Annotated in this window: 16 protein-coding genes and 2 tRNA genes; 13 read left to right on the top strand and 5 right to left on the bottom strand. The window is 73.9% G+C overall.

What is annotated here, in order from left to right; genetic code table 11:
- Window positions 1–22 precede the first annotated feature (22 nt).
- Both ACOJVX_RS19710 and ACOJVX_RS19705 read right to left on the bottom strand, forming a co-directional pair.
- Window positions 23–937: an MBL fold metallo-hydrolase gene (locus ACOJVX_RS19710; protein WP_418152753.1), complete on the bottom strand. Its 915-nt coding sequence runs from the start codon at window positions 935–937 to the stop codon at window positions 23–25.
- Window positions 938–1,020: 83 nt separating this feature from the next.
- The gene (locus tag ACOJVX_RS19705) at window positions 1,021–1,782 is read right to left on the bottom strand and encodes a 2-phosphosulfolactate phosphatase (protein WP_418152751.1); all 762 of its coding nucleotides are present in this window, start codon (window positions 1,780–1,782) and stop codon (window positions 1,021–1,023) included.
- A gap of 80 nt (window positions 1,783–1,862) precedes the next feature.
- On the opposite strand from ACOJVX_RS19705, the gene ACOJVX_RS19700 reads away from it, so the two are divergent.
- Both ACOJVX_RS19700 and ACOJVX_RS19695 read left to right on the top strand, forming a co-directional pair.
- Window positions 1,863–2,336, top strand: coding sequence for a ribose-5-phosphate isomerase (locus ACOJVX_RS19700; RefSeq protein ID WP_026418526.1), 474 nt, complete (start codon window positions 1,863–1,865; stop codon window positions 2,334–2,336).
- Window positions 2,337–2,436: 100 nt separating this feature from the next.
- On the top strand, window positions 2,437–3,249 hold the full coding sequence (locus ACOJVX_RS19695) for an Fpg/Nei family DNA glycosylase (protein WP_026418525.1): 813 nt from the start codon (window positions 2,437–2,439) through the stop codon (window positions 3,247–3,249).
- Window positions 3,250–3,584: 335 nt separating this feature from the next.
- On the opposite strand, the gene ACOJVX_RS19690 is transcribed toward ACOJVX_RS19695, so the two are convergent.
- The gene (locus ACOJVX_RS19690; RefSeq protein ID WP_035274319.1) at window positions 3,585–4,343 is read right to left on the bottom strand and encodes a hypothetical protein; all 759 of its coding nucleotides are present in this window, start codon (window positions 4,341–4,343) and stop codon (window positions 3,585–3,587) included.
- Window positions 4,344–4,543: 200 nt separating this feature from the next.
- Window positions 4,544–5,755 carry a GNAT family N-acetyltransferase gene (locus ACOJVX_RS19685; protein WP_026418523.1) on the bottom strand — a complete coding sequence of 404 codons (1,212 nt, stop codon included), beginning with the start codon at window positions 5,753–5,755 and terminating at the stop codon, window positions 4,544–4,546.
- Window positions 5,756–5,889: 134 nt separating this feature from the next.
- On the opposite strand from ACOJVX_RS19685, the gene ACOJVX_RS19680 reads away from it, so the two are divergent.
- The 7 genes from ACOJVX_RS19680 to ACOJVX_RS19650 all read left to right on the top strand — a co-directional run bounded on the left by ACOJVX_RS19680 (window position 5,890) and on the right by ACOJVX_RS19650 (window position 11,333).
- Entirely contained in the window at window positions 5,890–6,549 is a 660-nt protein-coding gene (locus tag ACOJVX_RS19680) for a hypothetical protein (protein ID WP_422646994.1), read from the top strand.
- Window positions 6,550–6,681: 132 nt separating this feature from the next.
- Window positions 6,682–7,482 carry a molybdate ABC transporter substrate-binding protein gene (gene modA / locus ACOJVX_RS19675; RefSeq protein ID WP_051313864.1) on the top strand — a complete coding sequence of 267 codons (801 nt, stop codon included), beginning with the start codon at window positions 6,682–6,684 and terminating at the stop codon, window positions 7,480–7,482.
- Window positions 7,479–8,336, top strand: a complete 858-nt coding sequence (modB, locus tag ACOJVX_RS19670; protein ID WP_026418521.1) for a molybdate ABC transporter permease subunit — start codon at window positions 7,479–7,481, stop codon at window positions 8,334–8,336. Before modA ends, modB begins: the two co-directional genes overlap by 4 nt.
- Window positions 8,333–9,418, top strand: coding sequence for an ABC transporter ATP-binding protein (locus tag ACOJVX_RS19665; protein ID WP_030105406.1), 1,086 nt, complete (start codon window positions 8,333–8,335; stop codon window positions 9,416–9,418). The genes modB and ACOJVX_RS19665 overlap by 4 nt, the downstream gene beginning before the upstream one ends.
- Window positions 9,419–9,505: 87 nt before the next feature.
- Window positions 9,506–10,075: a flavoprotein gene (locus ACOJVX_RS19660; RefSeq protein ID WP_026418519.1), complete on the top strand. Its 570-nt coding sequence runs from the start codon at window positions 9,506–9,508 to the stop codon at window positions 10,073–10,075.
- Window positions 10,076–10,128: 53 nt separating this feature from the next.
- Entirely contained in the window at window positions 10,129–10,563 is a 435-nt protein-coding gene (locus tag ACOJVX_RS19655) for a PPOX class F420-dependent oxidoreductase (protein ID WP_026418518.1), read from the top strand.
- Between the two features lie 188 nt (window positions 10,564–10,751).
- Entirely contained in the window at window positions 10,752–11,333 is a 582-nt protein-coding gene (locus ACOJVX_RS19650) for a hypothetical protein (protein WP_051712921.1), read from the top strand.
- 125 nt (window positions 11,334–11,458) lie between these two features.
- On the opposite strand, the gene ACOJVX_RS19645 is transcribed toward ACOJVX_RS19650, so the two are convergent.
- Window positions 11,459–11,532: transfer RNA gene (locus ACOJVX_RS19645), tRNA-Gly, on the bottom strand.
- Window positions 11,533–11,732: 200 nt separating this feature from the next.
- Here ACOJVX_RS19645 and ACOJVX_RS19640 point away from each other — a divergent pair.
- The 4 genes from ACOJVX_RS19640 to ACOJVX_RS19625 all read left to right on the top strand — a co-directional run bounded on the left by ACOJVX_RS19640 (window position 11,733) and on the right by ACOJVX_RS19625 (window position 15,707).
- Window positions 11,733–11,806, top strand: a tRNA-Pro gene (locus tag ACOJVX_RS19640).
- A 501-nt stretch (window positions 11,807–12,307) separates the two neighbouring features.
- Window positions 12,308–12,715 carry a CU044_2847 family protein gene (locus tag ACOJVX_RS19635; protein WP_155886095.1) on the top strand — a complete coding sequence of 136 codons (408 nt, stop codon included), beginning with the start codon at window positions 12,308–12,310 and terminating at the stop codon, window positions 12,713–12,715.
- A 35-nt stretch (window positions 12,716–12,750) separates the two neighbouring features.
- On the top strand, window positions 12,751–14,688 hold the full coding sequence (locus ACOJVX_RS19630) for a trypsin-like peptidase domain-containing protein (RefSeq protein WP_422646993.1): 1,938 nt from the start codon (window positions 12,751–12,753) through the stop codon (window positions 14,686–14,688).
- Entirely contained in the window at window positions 14,685–15,707 is a 1,023-nt protein-coding gene (locus ACOJVX_RS19625) for an AAA family ATPase (RefSeq protein ID WP_245588764.1), read from the top strand. The genes ACOJVX_RS19630 and ACOJVX_RS19625 overlap by 4 nt, the downstream gene beginning before the upstream one ends.
- The last annotated feature ends 4 nt before the right edge of the window (window positions 15,708–15,711 follow it).

The raw sequence follows: 15,711 nt of genomic DNA, 5'->3' as shown, positions 1-15,711 counted from the left end.
CGGGCAGCACCCGCCGCCAAGATCAACTGGCGGGACGTGATCGGTCAGAGGGACGGGCAGCCGTCGTCGCGCCACCAGTCGGGGGGCTGGTCGGAACCTCGGGGCGGGTCGCGCGCACCCGCGCCGCGATGACCGCCATCGTCTCCTCGGGATAGGGCGGCTCCCCACTGCCGGGAGCGGCCCGGTCGGGCGAGCCGGACTGGCACGACACCACCGCCCGCTCCACATCGTCGGCCTGTGCCAGGACGAAGGCCGCGTCCACCGGTTTCCCGTGACCGGGCACGACCACCCCGTTCGCCGGAACCAACCCGGCGAGGCGCCGGAGGGCGCCCGGCCACTCCAGCGGGTAGGAGTCGCCGAAGTCCGGTGGCGCGCCCTGCTCGACGAGGTCACCGGCGAACACCGTGCCGGTGTCCGGTACCTCGACCACCACGTCGTGATCGGTGTGGCCGCGCCCGAGGTGGCGCACCAGCACCGTGCGGCCGCCCAGGTCGAACGTGGTCGGGTCGGCGGGGAGCGGACGTGGGAGGACGGGGCGACGGACCCGGTCCAACCGGTCGGCGACCGCCGACCGCCCCTCGGCCCGGTACCGGGCCACCCACTCCGTGCGCTGCGCGGCGGCGGTGCGCTCCAACGCCTCGACGGCGTCGGGGTGCGCCCACACCGGGCACGGCAGGAAGGCCTCGCTCCCGAAGCAGTGGTCGAAGTGGACGTGGGTGAGGACCACCGTCCACGGCAGTTCCGTCAGCGCGCGCACCTCGGCCGCGAACTCGGCCCCCTGTTCCCGGTCGCCCCGGGTGTCGACGACCAGGCAGCGGTCGCGTCCGACGACCAGGCCGACGGACAGGTCCAGTTCCCGGTACCGGCGCGCCCACACCCGGTCGCCGACCTCGATCCAGGTCCCGGCGCCGATGTCCTCGTCCTCGTGCGGTCCCACCCGTCCAGTATCGCGTGGTGGGCCACGGCGCGGAGCGGCCGTGGACGCCCCTCGCGTGGGCGGGTCCCGGCCGTGCGAGGGGCTCAGCCTCCCCGGAGCACACCGTCCCGCAGCACCGGCACCGCATGGGAGACGTCGTGGCACCCCGCGTGCTCGAGGTCCGCCCCGAAGCCCGCCGACCGCAGCTCCCGGCCCGACACGCTCTCGGCCAGCACGGTGCCCAGGGCGCCCGCGTACGACTCGAACGCGGTCGCGGCCACCTCGGCCTCCGCCGAGACGTCGATCAGCGGCTCGACGGCGCGCAGGGCCGAGACGATGGAACCCGCTCCCAACAGGTCCTCCACCGCCGGTCGCGGCGTGTCGTCGGGCCACCGCTCACCGGCGGCGATGACGCCCACCGGCCGGCCGGCGCGCCACGCCGCAGCCGCTCCCGCGACCGCCGCCGCGTTGCGCGGGCACCCGACGAGGACGGTCGCGGAGGATCCCGCCGCGAGGGAGCAGAGCGTCGCCCCGTTCGGCGACGGCAGGGCCAGCAGGGTCCGCGTCTCCAGCGTGGACAGGGATTCGGGGCTCAACGACCAGCCCGCGCCGCGCTGACGGCTGGCCAGCACCGCTCCGGCCCGCGCGGCCGCCTCCGCCGCGCGGGCGTCCCGCCAGCGCAGGGGCAGCACCGAGGCGCCACGCCCCACCGCGACGTCCACGGCGGTGGAGAAGGAGAGGACGTCGACCACCACCAGCACACCGCAACTGGGGGCGAGGTTCGCCATGCCCCGCTCTCCCCAGTCCAGCCGGACATCGAAGCCAGCCTGTTCGAACACCCCGTCGCCCGGCGCCGCCAAGGTCATGGCGCGATGGTGGCACGGCGGGACGTCGTGGCGGGGGCACGGGTTCCCGTGCGGCCCGCGGCGTTTGGCAGACTGCCCCCGTGCGCGTCTACCTGGGAGCCGACCATGCCGGCTTCGAACTCAAGGAACACCTGGTCGGGTGGCTGACCGAACAGGGCCACGAGGTCGTCGACGTCGGCCCCCACGCCTACGACCCGTTGGACGACTACCCGCCGTTCTGCGTGGAGGCCGCCCGCCGGGTCGTCGCGGACCCGGGCAGCCTGGGCATCGTGCTCGGTGGCTCCGGCAACGGTGAGCAGATCGCCGCGAACAAGGTCCCCGGGGCCCGTGCCGCCCTCACCTGGAGCGTGGAGACCGCGCGACTGGCGCGGCAGCACAACGACGCCCAGTTGGCCGGGGTGGGCGCGCGGATGCACACCCGGGAGGAGGCCACCGCGATCGTCGCGGCCTTCCTGGAGACACCGTTCTCCGGCGAGGACCGGCACGGTCGACGGCTGGAGCTGCTCGCCGAGTACGAGCGCACCGGCACGCCGCCCGCCCTGCCGGCGTCCTGACCCCGCACGCCGGGCGCCTGGCCCCGGTCCCGGCGGGGCACGAGGACGCGGGCCGGCGCCGAGGAGGCCAGGTCCTCGCCCGCCGACCGAGGAGGCCCTGATGCCGGAAGGACACACCCTGCACCGGCTGGCCCGACGTCACCGGGAGCTCTTCGTTGGAGCCCCGGTGGAGGTCACCAGCCCGCAGGGACGGTTCGCCGCCGAGGCGTCGCGGTTGGACGGTCGGGTGCTGGTCGCGGCCGAGGCCCACGGGAAGCACCTGTTGCACCGCTACGAGGCCGCCCCGGTGGTGCACATCCACCTCGGTCTGTACGGGACGTTCACCGAAGGAGCTCGCCCCGCGCCGGAACCGGTCGGGCAGGTGCGCCTGCGCCTGGTCGGCGGTGACCACTGGACGGACCTCCGGGGGCCCAACACCTGCCGCCTGCTCGACGACCACGAGGTCGACGCGCTCGTCGACCGGCTGGGACCCGATCCGCTCCGGCCCGACGCCGACCCCGAGCGGGCGTGGGCGCGGCTGAGCCGGTCTGGCAGGTCCGTGGCCGCGTTGCTGCTCGACCAGTCGGTGCTGGCGGGAGCCGGCAACGTCTACCGGGCCGAGGTGCTGTTCCGGCACGGCGTGGACCCGATGACACCGGGCCGGCTGATCGACCGCGAGCTGTGGGAGGCCCTCTGGAAGGACCTGGTCGACCTGATGGCCGACGGGGTTCGCACCGGACGCATCGACACGGTCGCCGAGGAACACGAGCCACACCGGATGGGGCGGCCGCCCCGCCAGGACCGGCACGGCGGCGAGGTCTACGTCTACCGGCGGGACGGGCAGCCCTGCCTGGTCTGCGGCGTGGAAGTCCGGATGCGGGACCTCGGGGGCCGCAAGCTGTACTGGTGCCCGAGCTGCCAGCCGGAGCGTTGAGCACCGGGGCCGGCCGTCGACGTTCCGCCTGGTGACGCGGCGGCGGAGATCGGACGTCGCCGTGCTCGCCATCGCCGACGCGGCTCGCCGGGACTCGGCGGGGCCAGGACGATCTCCACGACGGGGCGGCCGTCGGACCCGTCGCGGGGTACCCGCTGACGAGGGGACACCAGACCACGGTTCGGGTGCCCGGCAGGCCCCTCGGCCCGACGCCGTGAGCACGCGGTGCGCGTCCTGGACGGGGAGGCTGTCGGCTCCACACGGAACGAAGGGCCCCGGGCGAACCCGGGGCCCTTCGGCGCGATCAGTCTGGGGCGATCACCTCGACGGAGTACTCACTCCATCCCGATGTCGAAGTCCATGTCCCCGCCCATGTCGCTCATGTCGTAGTCGCCCGAGTCACCGGAGTCACCCGAGTCGTCGCCGCCCGAGTCGCCGGAGTCGTCACCGTTCTCGTCGGCCGCCGCCTCGACCACGACGACGTCCGGCACGCCCATCATCCCGGAGAACAGGGCGGTGAACAGCAGCGCCGAGCCCATGCCCCACGCGCCGGCCACCAGCGCCGGCTTCCACCAGGGCTCGCTGTACCAACCCTGCGGAACGGGCCGCCCCGCGACCTCGCCGCCGGGGTAGTAGTGCGGGGTCTGCTCGCCGGGGTTGGGGGACGCGGCGAGCTGCCGGCCCTCCAGCTCGATCTGCCGGTCCTCTCCGACCGAACCCGCCCGCGACTGGCCGTTGAGGTCGGGGAGCTCCGGGCCCGGGTCCATGCCCATCGCGGTCCTCGCCGCGCGGACGTAGTAGAGCCCCTCCATCGCGGTGGCCGTGACCAGCGCGCACTGTTCGGTGCTCTTGGCCTGCTCCATCTGCGAGCCGGCGGCGGTGTAACGCTCCGAGGCGTCCGCCAACGCCTGCTGGGAGGCCTCGTTCGAACCGACCAGGTTGATCACCTGCCCGCCGAGCCGCTCGACCCAGCGGCGAGCGTCCGCCTGGGCGTTCTCGAGTTCGCGTTGCCGCGCGGCCGCCTTCTGCCTCAGCATGAGGGCGACACCTCCGACCACTGCCACCAAGAGCACGATCAGAATGATTGTGCCCATCATCGTTCCTCCTGCCTCGGGCGCGTCCGCGTGTGTGCGAACCGGACGAAGTTGACGTTACCCGTCGGGTGTCAGCTCACGATCAACACCCGGAGGTACCGCGCCCCGAAGGGGACGTGCGTCCGAACGACCTCGCGGGGCTGGGCTGGGCCGCGCTCGACCGTCCGCGGGGACCCGCCGCCCCGGAGGCCCGGCAGGGTTCAGAAGTCGATGAGGCAGTGCGGGGACCGATCGGCGAGGAAGGCGCGGGTCAGGGCCCGCACCGAGCCCCTCCGGTGCTCGGAGACGAGGCCCGCGGCGGCCAGCGCGGTCAGCGTGGTCCCGCCGAGGTAGGCGGCGGCGAGAGCGCTGATGTCCAGCGAAAGCGCGGGCTCGGCGTCGGTGCGGCGCACCTCGGCTCGCCCGTCGGCGTCCACCGCCATCCGCCACCGTCCCGCGTTCCAGGGGCACAGCCGGTCCGAGACCTGGAACACCACGTCGGCCTCGGCGGCGTAGGCGCGGGCCGGCAGGGCGCGGTCGAGGTCGACGATCCGCAGCCACAGCGCGTCCTCCACCTCGACCCGGGCTCGCCGGGGGTCGGCGAGGAACCACCGGATCGGGTCGTCCACGGCGGCGCCGAACCACTGGACCTCGCTGACCAGGTCGATGTCGAGCAGGTAGCGCCACAGCGCCGCGGCGGCCACGGCGTCCAGGGACTGGATCTCCAGCACCTCCACCCGCGCCCTGGCCTCCCGCCTGCCCTCGCCGTGGAGCAGGCGGTACACGGCGTACCCCCGGGGGTGCGTGGCGAAGCGGTAGGCGGTCCGGTCGGCACGGGGGGTGTCGGCCAGCCAGAGGTCCCAGACCGGGGCACCGCGGTCCAGCCACCCCACGCGGCCGGCGGCCCGGTCGTGGAGCTCCCGCAGCCGGGGCAGCGCGTCCTCCCTCGGCGCCTCCCGCACCGGGTCCGGGCCGGTGTCGACGTCGGCCCGGAACTCCGCACCCCTCGGTACCCGGATGTCGGCCCACTCGGTGGCGGGCGCGTAGCCGTAGCGCCCGTAGATGCCCGCCTCGGACGCCTCCAGTCCCGCCACCGGCTCCGCGCCGGCCTCGTGCAGCGCGTGGAGCTGCGCGCGCATCATCATGCGCATGATGCCGCGGCGGCGGTGGCCCGGCTTCACCCCCACGTGGGTGATGGCGGCCAGCGGTCGGGGTTCCCCGCCCGGCACGGTGAGGGTCCTGGTCATGACACCGCAACTGCCCACCTGCTCGGCGCCGTCGAAGACGCCGTGGTGGCGTTCCAGCTCCAGCACCCGCCGCAGCAGCGGTTCGCGGTCGGGGTCGGGGTCCTTCAGGAACGCGGAGACGAGGACGGCGAGGTTCTCCGTGAAGTCGTCGTCGGTGAGCTCGCGGACGCTCAGCTCGCTGGTCATGGCTGCTCCCCTCGTGTACCCGGCGCCGGCGTGCCCCCGTTGCCCCCCGGAGGCCCGGTCCCACGCCAGCGCGCGGCGGCCGCCACACCGCCGGGGCGGCCGGGAACGTCGGTGCTCCCGTCGATACTGCCGGGGTGGCCCACTCCGAACCAGCGCGACGCGACCCGGTCACCGCCGAGGACCTGGACAGGGCGGCAGAGGGGGTGCTGGCCGTGCTCGCCGCCGCCACGGACCGGGAGTGGCGCGAGGTGCGCGCCGCCGGGCTGGACTGGACGTGCCACGCCACGGCGGAACACGTCGCCGACGACCTGTTCTTCTCCGCCGTCACCCTGGCCGGGCGGAGCCACGAGCAGCTGGCCTGCTGGCTCCGGGCCGAGGACGGCGCGACCGCCGCCCAGCTCGTGGAGGTCATCCGGGCCAGCGCCGCGCTGCTCACGGTCGCCTTCCGCACCGCGCCGCCGGGGGCACGGGGAGCCTGCGCCGACGGCCGAGCCGATGCCGAGGGGCTGCTCGCGGTCGGGGTCGCGGAGCTGGTGCTGCACGGGTACGACCTCGCGCTCGGTCTCGGGTTGGACTACCGGGCCCCGGTCGACGTGGCCCGTCGCCTGCTGGGACGGCTGTCCCCGCAGATCCCCGAGGAGGGCTGGTCGGTCGACTCGTGGCACGTCCTGCTCTGGTCGACCGGCCGGGCCGACATCCCCGGCGTGGACGCGGTCGGGCGCTGGCAGTGGCAGGTCGAGCCGCTGGACGAGCCGAGGCCGGATCTCGCGCCCGTCGTGACCCGCGCCCGGTAACGCCTTCGTCCCTGTCTCGCTGCCCCTTCCCCCGCCCAGTGACGCGGATGCGGGCGAATACCCGGTACTGGTTCCGCGAATGCGGAACTACAGTGGGGGTTGGCCGGTGGATCGCGCAGGAGGGGGAGACGGGTGCGGCGACGAGCGGGTGGGACCGGTCGGGCCTGGCGGACACCCGTCGCGGTGGCCCTGGTGTCCGGGCTGGCGGTGGCGGCCTGCTCGGCCCCCGACCAGGACGTCGCCCAGGTCGGGGAGACCTCCCGGTCCGCGGTGGTGTTCGCGGCGGCGTCCCTGACCGAGGTCCTCACCGAACTCGGAGCGGAGTTCGAACGTGGCCACCCGGGCACGAGCATCGACTTCAACTTCGCGGCGAGTTCCGCGTTGGCCCAGCAGATCGCGGCCGGGGCGCCCGCCGACGTGTTCGCCTCGGCCAGCCCCGAGCCCATGGACCAGGTGGTCGACCTCGACCTGGTGGCCGAGCCCCCCGTGATCTTCGCGGCCAACCGGCTCCAGATCGTGGTGCCGTCCGGGAACCCGGGCGGGGTGACCGGCCTCGCCGACTTCGCCGATCCGGACAAGGTCATCGCGCTCTGCGCGCCGGCGGTCCCCTGCGGCGGCGCCGCGCGGGAGGTGCTCGAACTGGCGGGCATCGATGCCAAGCCCGACACCTACGAACGGGACGTGCGCGCCACCCTCACCAAGGTCAGACTCGGTGAGGTGGACGCGGCGCTGGTGTACCGGACGGATGTCCTCGTCGCGGGTGACGAGGTGCGGGGGGTGGACTTCCCCGAGTCCGAGCGGGTCGTCAACGACTACCCGCTCGCGGCCCTCGCCGAGGCATCCGACGCCGACCTCGCCTCCGCCTTCGTCGACTACCTGCGGTCCCCGGCCGCCGAGGACGTGCTGCGGACCGCCGGGTTCGACGTCCCGTGAGCGGCCCACCGGCCGGCGCTCCCCGGCGGGGGACGGCGGAGCGGGGTGGGGCACGGCCCCGCAGGGCCGGCGCGGTGGCCCCGGCGCTCCTCCTCGTGCCCGCCCTGTTCGGACTGGCGTTCCTGCTGGTTCCCCTGCTCGGACTGGTCCTGCGGGCGCCGTGGGGGGAGTTGCCCGCGCAGCTGGGCAGCCCGGAGGTGCTCGGCGCGCTGCGGCTGTCCCTGGTGTGCGCGACCGCCGCCACCGCGCTCAGCCTGCTGCTCGGGGTTCCGCTGGCGTGGCTGCTCGCCCGGTCGACCTTCCCCGGGAAACGGCTGGTGCGAGCCCTGGTGACGGTTCCGCTGGTGCTCCCACCCGTCGTGGGTGGCGTCGCCCTGCTGGTGGTCTTCGGTCGGCGTGGCCTGGTGGGGGAACACCTGCACGAGTGGTTCGGGGTGTCCCTCCCGTTCACCACCGGCGCGGTGGTTCTCGCCGGGACCTTCGTGGCCATGCCGTTCCTCGTCGTGTCCGTGGAGGGTGCGTTGCGCGCCGCCGACGTCCGGCTCGACGAGGCCGCCGCCACGCTGGGCGCCTCCCGCTGGGTCACCTTCCGCCGGGTGACACTGCCGCTGGTGGCGCCGGGCGTCGCGGCCGGTGCGGTCCTCGCGTGGACCCGGGCCCTCGGGGAGTTCGGCGCGACGATCACCTTCGCGGGCAACTTCCCCGGCCGCACGCAGACCATGCCGCTGGCCGTCTACCTGGCGATGGAGTCCAACCCGGAGGCCGCGATCGTGCTCAGCCTCGTCCTGCTGCTCGTGTCGGTCGCGGTGCTGGCGCTGCTCCGCGAGCGTTGGATGGGAGGTGCGTCGAGGTGACGCTGTCCGCCGACGTCCGCGTGACCCGGGCCGGGGACTTCACGTTGTCCGCGGCCGTGTCCGCACCGGCCGGCACGGTCACCGCCCTGCTCGGGCCCAACGGCGCGGGGAAGTCCACGTTGCTGCGTGTCCTCGCCGGTCTCCTCCCCCTCGACGCCGGTCGGGTGGTGCTCGACGGGACGGTGCACGACGATCCCACCGCCGGGGTTCTGCTGCCGCCCGAACGGCGACCGGTGGGCGTGGTGTTCCAGGACTACCTGCTCTTCCCGCACCTCACCGCCCTGGACAACGTCGCCTTCGGGCCCCGGTGCCGAGGTCTGTCCCGGGCGCGGTCGCGACAGGTGGCCCAGGAGTGGCTGGACCGGGTGGGGCTGGGGGACCTGGCGGGCAGGCGCCCCCGGCGGTTGTCGGGCGGCCAGGCGCAGCGGGTGGCCCTGGCCAGGGCACTGGCGACCGAACCACGACTCCTGCTGTTGGACGAACCGTTGGCCGCGCTCGACGCGGGCACCAGGATGCGGATCCGGACCGAGCTCCGCCGGCACCTCGACGACTTCGGGGGAGTCGCCGTCCTGGTGACCCACGATCCGCTGGACGCGATGGTCCTGGCCGACCAGGTGGTGGTGTTGGAGGAGGGGCGGGTCGTGCAGTGCGGTGCGCCCCGCGAGATCGCCACCCGTCCCGCCAGCCGCTACGTTGCCGACCTGGTCGGGGTGAACCTCGTCCCGGGTCGGGGCCTGGGTGGCGACCGCGTCGCCCTCGACGGCTGCGCTCTCACCCTCCCGGGCGCCCCCGTCGGGGATGTCCTCGTCGCGTTCCCCCCGGCCGCGCTGCGCCTGCGCGCCGTGGCGCCGGCCGACGAGGGGCGGTCCTGGCCCGTGCGGGTCGTCGGCCTGGAGTCCCAGGTGGACCGGGTCCTGGTCTCGGTCGAAGGCCCTCCCGACCTCCGGGTCTCCCTCCCCACCGGCGCCGTCGCGGACCTGGGTGTGCGGGTCGACGCCCGGTTCTGGGTGGAACCGAGGACCGAGGAGGCCGTGGTCTACCCGCGTCCGACGACGGACGGACCGACTCCGCCGCTCGGGTGAACGTTCCCGTCCTCGGCGGTGGGACCGCCACCGAGCGTGGCGTCCCCCCTCGGCGGGGCCCCGACGGGGGAGGGCGATAGTGGGGGCATGGGTGACGGGCGAACGCTGGGGCTGGTGTGCTGCGCGGCCGAGGGCTGCTCGACCGTGCTGGAGGGCATGATCCTCCCGGCCCAGGCCTCGGGGTGGCGGGTGGCGGTGACGGTGACCCCCACCGCGGCGGGCTGGTGGCGGGAGTCGGGAGACCTGGAAAGGGTCGGCCGGGTCACCGGTTTCCCCGTCCGGTGGCGGGGGAGGCTCCCGAGCGAGCCGAGCCCGGGGCCCAGCCCGGACTGCTGGGCGGTGGCTCCCGCGACCGCCAACACCGTCGCCAAACTGGCGTTGGGCATTGCCGACAACCTGGCGCTGACGAAGGTGGGCGAGGCGCTCGGCGCCGGGGTACCGCTGGTGCTGAGCCCGAGGGTGGGGCCGTCGCAGGTGAGGCACCCGGCCTGGGCCGGCCACCTCGCGGTGCTGCGGTCCGCCGGGGTGCGCCTGGTCAGCGCCGAGGCCGAGGACCCGGCCATCCCGTGGTCCGCCGTGCTGGCGGCGGTCGACGGGCTCGTCCCCGCCCCCTCCGCGCCCGGCGCGGAGCGGGTCGGCGGGGTGCGGGGGAGCTGAGGCCGCTCCTCCTCCGAGCGGCGAGGTGGCGCGATGCTGCCTACGCTCCGGTCATGGCAGAGCGAGACGACCCGAGGACCTGGTGGCGGGACTTCGTCGCCGAGGAGCCGGCGAAGACCGCCAAGGTGGCCACCGTCCGCAAGGACGGGTCTCCACACGTCGCCCCGGTCTGGGTGGCACTGGACGGCGACGACGTCGTCTTCACGACCTCGGCGAGCAGCGTCAAGGGGCGGACGATCGCCAGGGACGGGCGCGTCTCGCTGTGCTTCGACTACGAGCTGCCCCCGTACCACTTCCTGACCGTCGACGGTACGGCGCGGGTGGACGACGACCTGGACGCCGTCCGGCGGTGGGCGACCGCGATCGCGGCGCGGTACGTGGGAGCCGAGGTCGCCGAGGAGTACGGGCGGCGGAACGCGACTCCCGGCGAAGTCGTGGTCCGGGTGACGCCGACGCACATCGCGGGTGCGCGCGCCCTGGCCGAGTAGGGCAGCCGGGGACGTCGGGAGTCGCCGAAGGGGTGATGGGCCACCGCCGCTCGTCCTCGATGACTCCCGGCTGCCCAGCCCCCGCCGAGGCGGCCCTCGGGGCCCAGGGCACCGGTGGTTCTCCCGCGCGTCACCGGCCCGTCACGGAAAAGCTGTTACGGACAGGTTTCCTTGGTTACCGTCGTGTCATGGAGCAGGTCAGGTGGGCGCACGGGGTGGCGCGCGACCGGTTGGCCACGACGGCGCCCGGCCGGTGGCGGCACGCCCAGGCGGTGGGCGTGCGCGCGGTGCAGATCGCGGACCTCTACAAGCCGGACCACGGCCTGCTCGTGGCCGCGGCCGTCCTGCACTGCATCGGCTACGCGCCTGATCTGGTCGACACCGGCTTCCCGCCCGTCGACGGGGCGCGTCACCTGCGTGACCTCGGGGCGCACCCTCGGCTGTGCGGCCTGGTCGCCCACCACCGGGGAGCGGCGGTGGAGGCCGGGCTGCGGGGGCTGGCGGACGAGCTCGCGGAGTTCCCCGACGAGCCCGGGCCCACGAGGGACGCTCTCTGGTACTGCGAGCTGACCGTGGGGCCCAACGGCGAACGGCGGACGTTCGACCAGTGGATCGCCGACATCGAGGCGCGCGATCCGGTGGGTTCGGTTCCCCGCCGGTTCCTCGAACTCGGCCGGGACCAGTTGCGGGGCGCGGTCGACCGCACCCGGGAACGCCTGTCGCACGTGGGGCTGGAGCGTTGGGACCCGACGGTCCCCGAATCAGCCTGAGCGGCCGAGCTCCCGGCCCTCCCCGGCCCGGACCCCAGCGCCGGGCGACCAGGCGGGCGGCCCGTCGGCGAGGACACCACCGAACGAACGGTGGCGCCATCCGTACGGATGGCGCCACCGTCGTGTGGAGCGGGTGACGGGAATCGAACCCGCATAACCAGCTTGGAAGGCTGGGGCTCTACCATTGAGCTACACCCGCGAGCCTGGTGTCCAGGTCGTCGTGCGGGAAGTCTAGCCGATCGTCGTCGCACCCCTCGCGGCGCCCCGGATCCGGTCGTGGACCAGCGTGGCGGTGGCGGACGTGATCCCGTCGACGGGGTCGGTGCGCGCTCTGGTAGCCGGCCACCGCCGGGCCCTCGCCGCGCGCTATGCTCCAGTGGCACCGGACGACGGTGCGGCCGGGGTGTGGCGCAGTTTGGTAGCGCACTCGCTTTGGGTGCGAGGGGTCGTGGGTTCAAATCCCGCCACCCCGACGGCCAGGGCCCGCGATCCGTGGAGCGACGGACCGCGGGCCTTCTCTTGTTCCCGCCGGCCTGCTGGAGGCGCCACCGGTCTCCCCGCCGAACCGGCCGGTCACCGGACTCCCCGCTGGGCGGCGCGTGTCCGCTCGCCGAACCGCCGCTCGACATCGCCGCCGCCCGCGGTCCTCGGGGTGGCACCGGGTGGCCGCGCCCGCGTCGCGGAGGGCGGCCTCGGGAGCGTGCGGCGCGGGGGAGTGGCGGGGCCTCACCCGGCTGGCCGCACGCATCGGCCCGCTCGGTGCGGCTGGTGGTGGCCCGCCAGGCGAACGCCGCCGGCCGGCGGGTCCCATGCCCCGGAAGGACCAGGGAGACGCGGTGGGTCCGACACGCGGAGTAGCCGTCCTACTGCGCCGTCCCCCCGCTGTTCCACCCGCACTGCGGTACCGGCGGCCTCCGGGTCCTCATTAGAGTTGGCTGGGGTGGTGTGGGGGCCGCTCGTCGAAGGAGACGCCTGTGTCTGAGTTGGTGAGGATGCGCCTGCCCAGCGGGCAGGAGATCTGGGCCCGGGTGTCCTCGGCCGATCGTGGGCCTTCCGACGTCGGCTTCCGCAAGGTCATCCCCTCCGTCGAAGGGCTCGCCGAGACGATCCAGGGAGTGGCCGAGAGCGTTCAGCGGGGTCTCGTCCGGGTCAGGCCGGACACCGTCACCGTCGAGTTCGGCCTGGAACTGTCCGTCAGTGCCGGCAAGATCGTCAGCGTCCTGACCGACGCGGGCGCCAAGGCGACGGTGAAGGTCGCGCTGGGCTGGTCGAAGTCGACCCGGGGCCGAGGAGCCGAGGCGGACGGAGACGACGGGGATGATGCGGAGGAGCCGGACGGTGGCCAGGACGATGCCGCTGAGGACGGTTCGGCGGGAGAGTGACCTCGTGACGTGGACTCGGCCGGAGTAGCGCCGCCATGTTCCACGGTGGATCCAAGACGGGCGAGCTGAGCCGGAAGCTCGCCGACTGCGTCGTACTCGTCGAGGGCGACGACATCGAGGGCGGCACCGGCTTCTTCGTCGCGCCCGGGTACGTGCTCACCTGCTCCCACGTGGTGGGGTGGCGGCGTGGGCCCGTGACGGTGACGTGGCCCGCCGGATCCCTCCACGGCACGGTGGTGTTCGCCGACCCGGAGGCCCCCGACCACCTGACCAGCGCCGGGCTCACCCAGTACCCCGACCTCGCCGTGATCGAGATCGAGGACACCACCTCGGTCCCCGGGTGCGTCTTCCTCGGCGACCGCGTGTTCCTCGGCGAGCAGCGCCCCGGTCTCGAGGGCTCCGCGCATGTCGAGGGGTACGCCACCATCTACAGCGACGAACCCCACCTGAGTTCGGCGCGGCTGACCTACTCCGGGTTCACCGATCTCCAGAACCAGCCGTTGCTGCGGGTCAGCGGGGACGAGATCCCGAGCGGGATGTCGGGCAGCCCCCTCCTCGACATGCGGACGGGGGAGGTGCTGGGACTGGTCCGCACCAACCGCAACGCCAACCAACCCCACGGGGGGCTGGCCCTGCCGGTGGCGGCGCTCCGCCGACTTCCCGGCGACCTGCTCCGATCGATCTGGCGGGCGCACGACCTGTTCCACGCCGACGAGGGCCCGTGGACCTCGTTGCGCACCCAGCTGCTGACCCAGCAGCGCCAGGACGTCTCGCCGCCCCCGTTGATCAACCCGGCCGACGAGGCGGCCCTGCTGGGCATCCTGGCCCGGCTCGACCGGGTGGAGGACGTCAACGCGGTCTTCCACCACGCCGCCTACCCGCAGGTCCCCTCGCTCAACATCGAACTGTTGGACTACCACGACACCGTGCAGGTCCTGGCGAACCTGCCGCTGGGCGGGCAGTTGCACCCGGTCCTGCGGTTCCTGGCGGCGTTGCTCGACCGGTGCCACGACCCGGTGCTCCAGGTGCTGCTCCGGGAGAACCTCCGCCGCCTCGCGGTGATGTTCGACCAGAAGGCGGTCCTCGACGAGCACCTCGGCAGCGAGAGCGGACCGTCCCCCAACCTGCGGCGCACCTCCTCGGTGCTGGCGGAGGTGGTGCCCAGTGCCCACGACCCCGACCAGTACCTGTTCACGCTCTGGTTGTACCGGGGGCCGGGCCAGTGGGACACCCAGTTCCGGGAGACGACCCCACGCCCCGAACCGGGGCTGTGGCAGCGGATCCAGGACGAACTGCCGAAGGCGTTGCGCCGCTTGGGGGAGCGGCACGCGATCGTCGAGTTCGTCCTCCCCCTCGAACTGCTCAACGAGCCGATCGACCGCTGGCAGCTGTGGCCGGAGCAGACCGCCACCCGGCTCGGCCAGCGGCACGCCGTCGTCCTGCGGTCGCTGGACAACTGGCAGGACGAGGAGGAGACCCGGCGGGAGGACAGCGCCGCCCGGTGGGAGTACCTGCGGGACCTCACCGGTCCGGTCCCCCTGACCCTGGTCCGGTGCCGGGACGACCGGGAACGGGAGGCCTGGGCGGGGCTCTTCCAGCTCCCCGCCGGTCAGACGGCCCTCGCCCTGGCCAACCCCCCGACCGAACCGTCCACGGGGGAGGTCATCGTCGAGGGGCTCTTCGCGGGCGTGCCCGTGCTGCTCTGGCGGCGCGACCTGTGTGATCTGCACTACTCGGACTCACCTGGAAGTGGGACAGGGGAGTCGTGCGCGGGTACCCGGTTCCTGGACACGCTCGACAGGAGCCTCCAGGGCGTCGGCGTGACGGACCTGCCGTGGAAGGTGCGGGACCTGCGCAACATGGCCACCCAACCGGGGGCGGACGATGATCACCCCGGCCACCAGGTGGTGCTGCTCTGGGAGGATCCGGAACGGCGTCCGCCCGACGAGTACCCGTTGGCCTCACCTTCGTGAGAGGAAGCAGTGACGTGGACGACTGGTTGATCTTCCGCGGCAGCGGGCAGCCGCACGAGGGCATCGAACGGCTGCCCGAACCGCCCCCGTGGCGGTACTTCGACGGTGGTCCCCCGCTTCCCGTGCCCGACGCGGACGACCCCTCGGTCGCGCGCCGGCTGGGTGACGTCGCCAGGGCCAGGGTGTACCGGCCCTACGGCGACGAGCTGGAGCTCGTGAACTCCGCCCTGTACCTCCGCCGGCCCCTGCTTGTCACCGGGAAACCCGGCATCGGGAAGTCCACCCTGGCCTACTCCATCGCGAGCGAACTCCGCCTCGGCCCCGTCCTGACCTGGTCGATCACCAGCCGCTCGACCATCGAGCAGGGCCTGTTCAGCTACGACGCCATGGCCCGGCTCGAGGAGGCGAACCTGCGTCGGCACCTTCCCGACGCCACCGAGCCGCTGGACATCGGCCGCTACATCCGCCTGGGACCGCTGGGCACCGCGTTGCTGCCCTACGAACGGCCCAGGGTGCTGCTCATCGACGAGATCGACAAGAGCGACATCGACCTGCCCAACGACCTGCTCCACGTCTTCGAGAACGGGGAGTACACGGTCCCGGTGCTCCAGCGGATCGCCGCCACCCAGCCCGCCGTGTCGGTCGCGGTGTCCGGGAGCGAGCGGCAGGCGGAGATCCACCGGGGGCAGGTGCGCTGCCGGGCCTTCCCCTTCGTCGTGCTCACCAGCAACGGTGAACGGGACTTCCCCCCGGCGTTCCTGAGGCGGTGCATCCGGGTCGAGCTCCGCGAGCCGGGGCCCGAGCAGCTCGCCAGCATGGTGGAGTCGCAACTGGGGCCCGAGATGTACGAGGAGAGCCAGGACCTCGTGGAGCGGTTCCTGGCTCGGCGGGCCGACGGCACGTTGACCACGGACCAGCTCCTGAGCGCCATCTACCTGACCTCCTACGCGGCCCAGGAACGGGGCGAGACCCGCGAGCGGCTCGCGGACCAGATCCTCCGGTTCGTCGACACCACCTGACGCC

This window comes from Actinoalloteichus caeruleus (assembly GCF_049311605.1).
In the GTDB taxonomy this organism is placed as follows: domain Bacteria; phylum Actinomycetota; class Actinomycetes; order Mycobacteriales; family Pseudonocardiaceae; genus Actinoalloteichus_B; species Actinoalloteichus_B caeruleus.
Note: the sequence above shows the minus strand (reverse complement) of the source record. Positions and strands in the feature narration are given on the sequence as shown.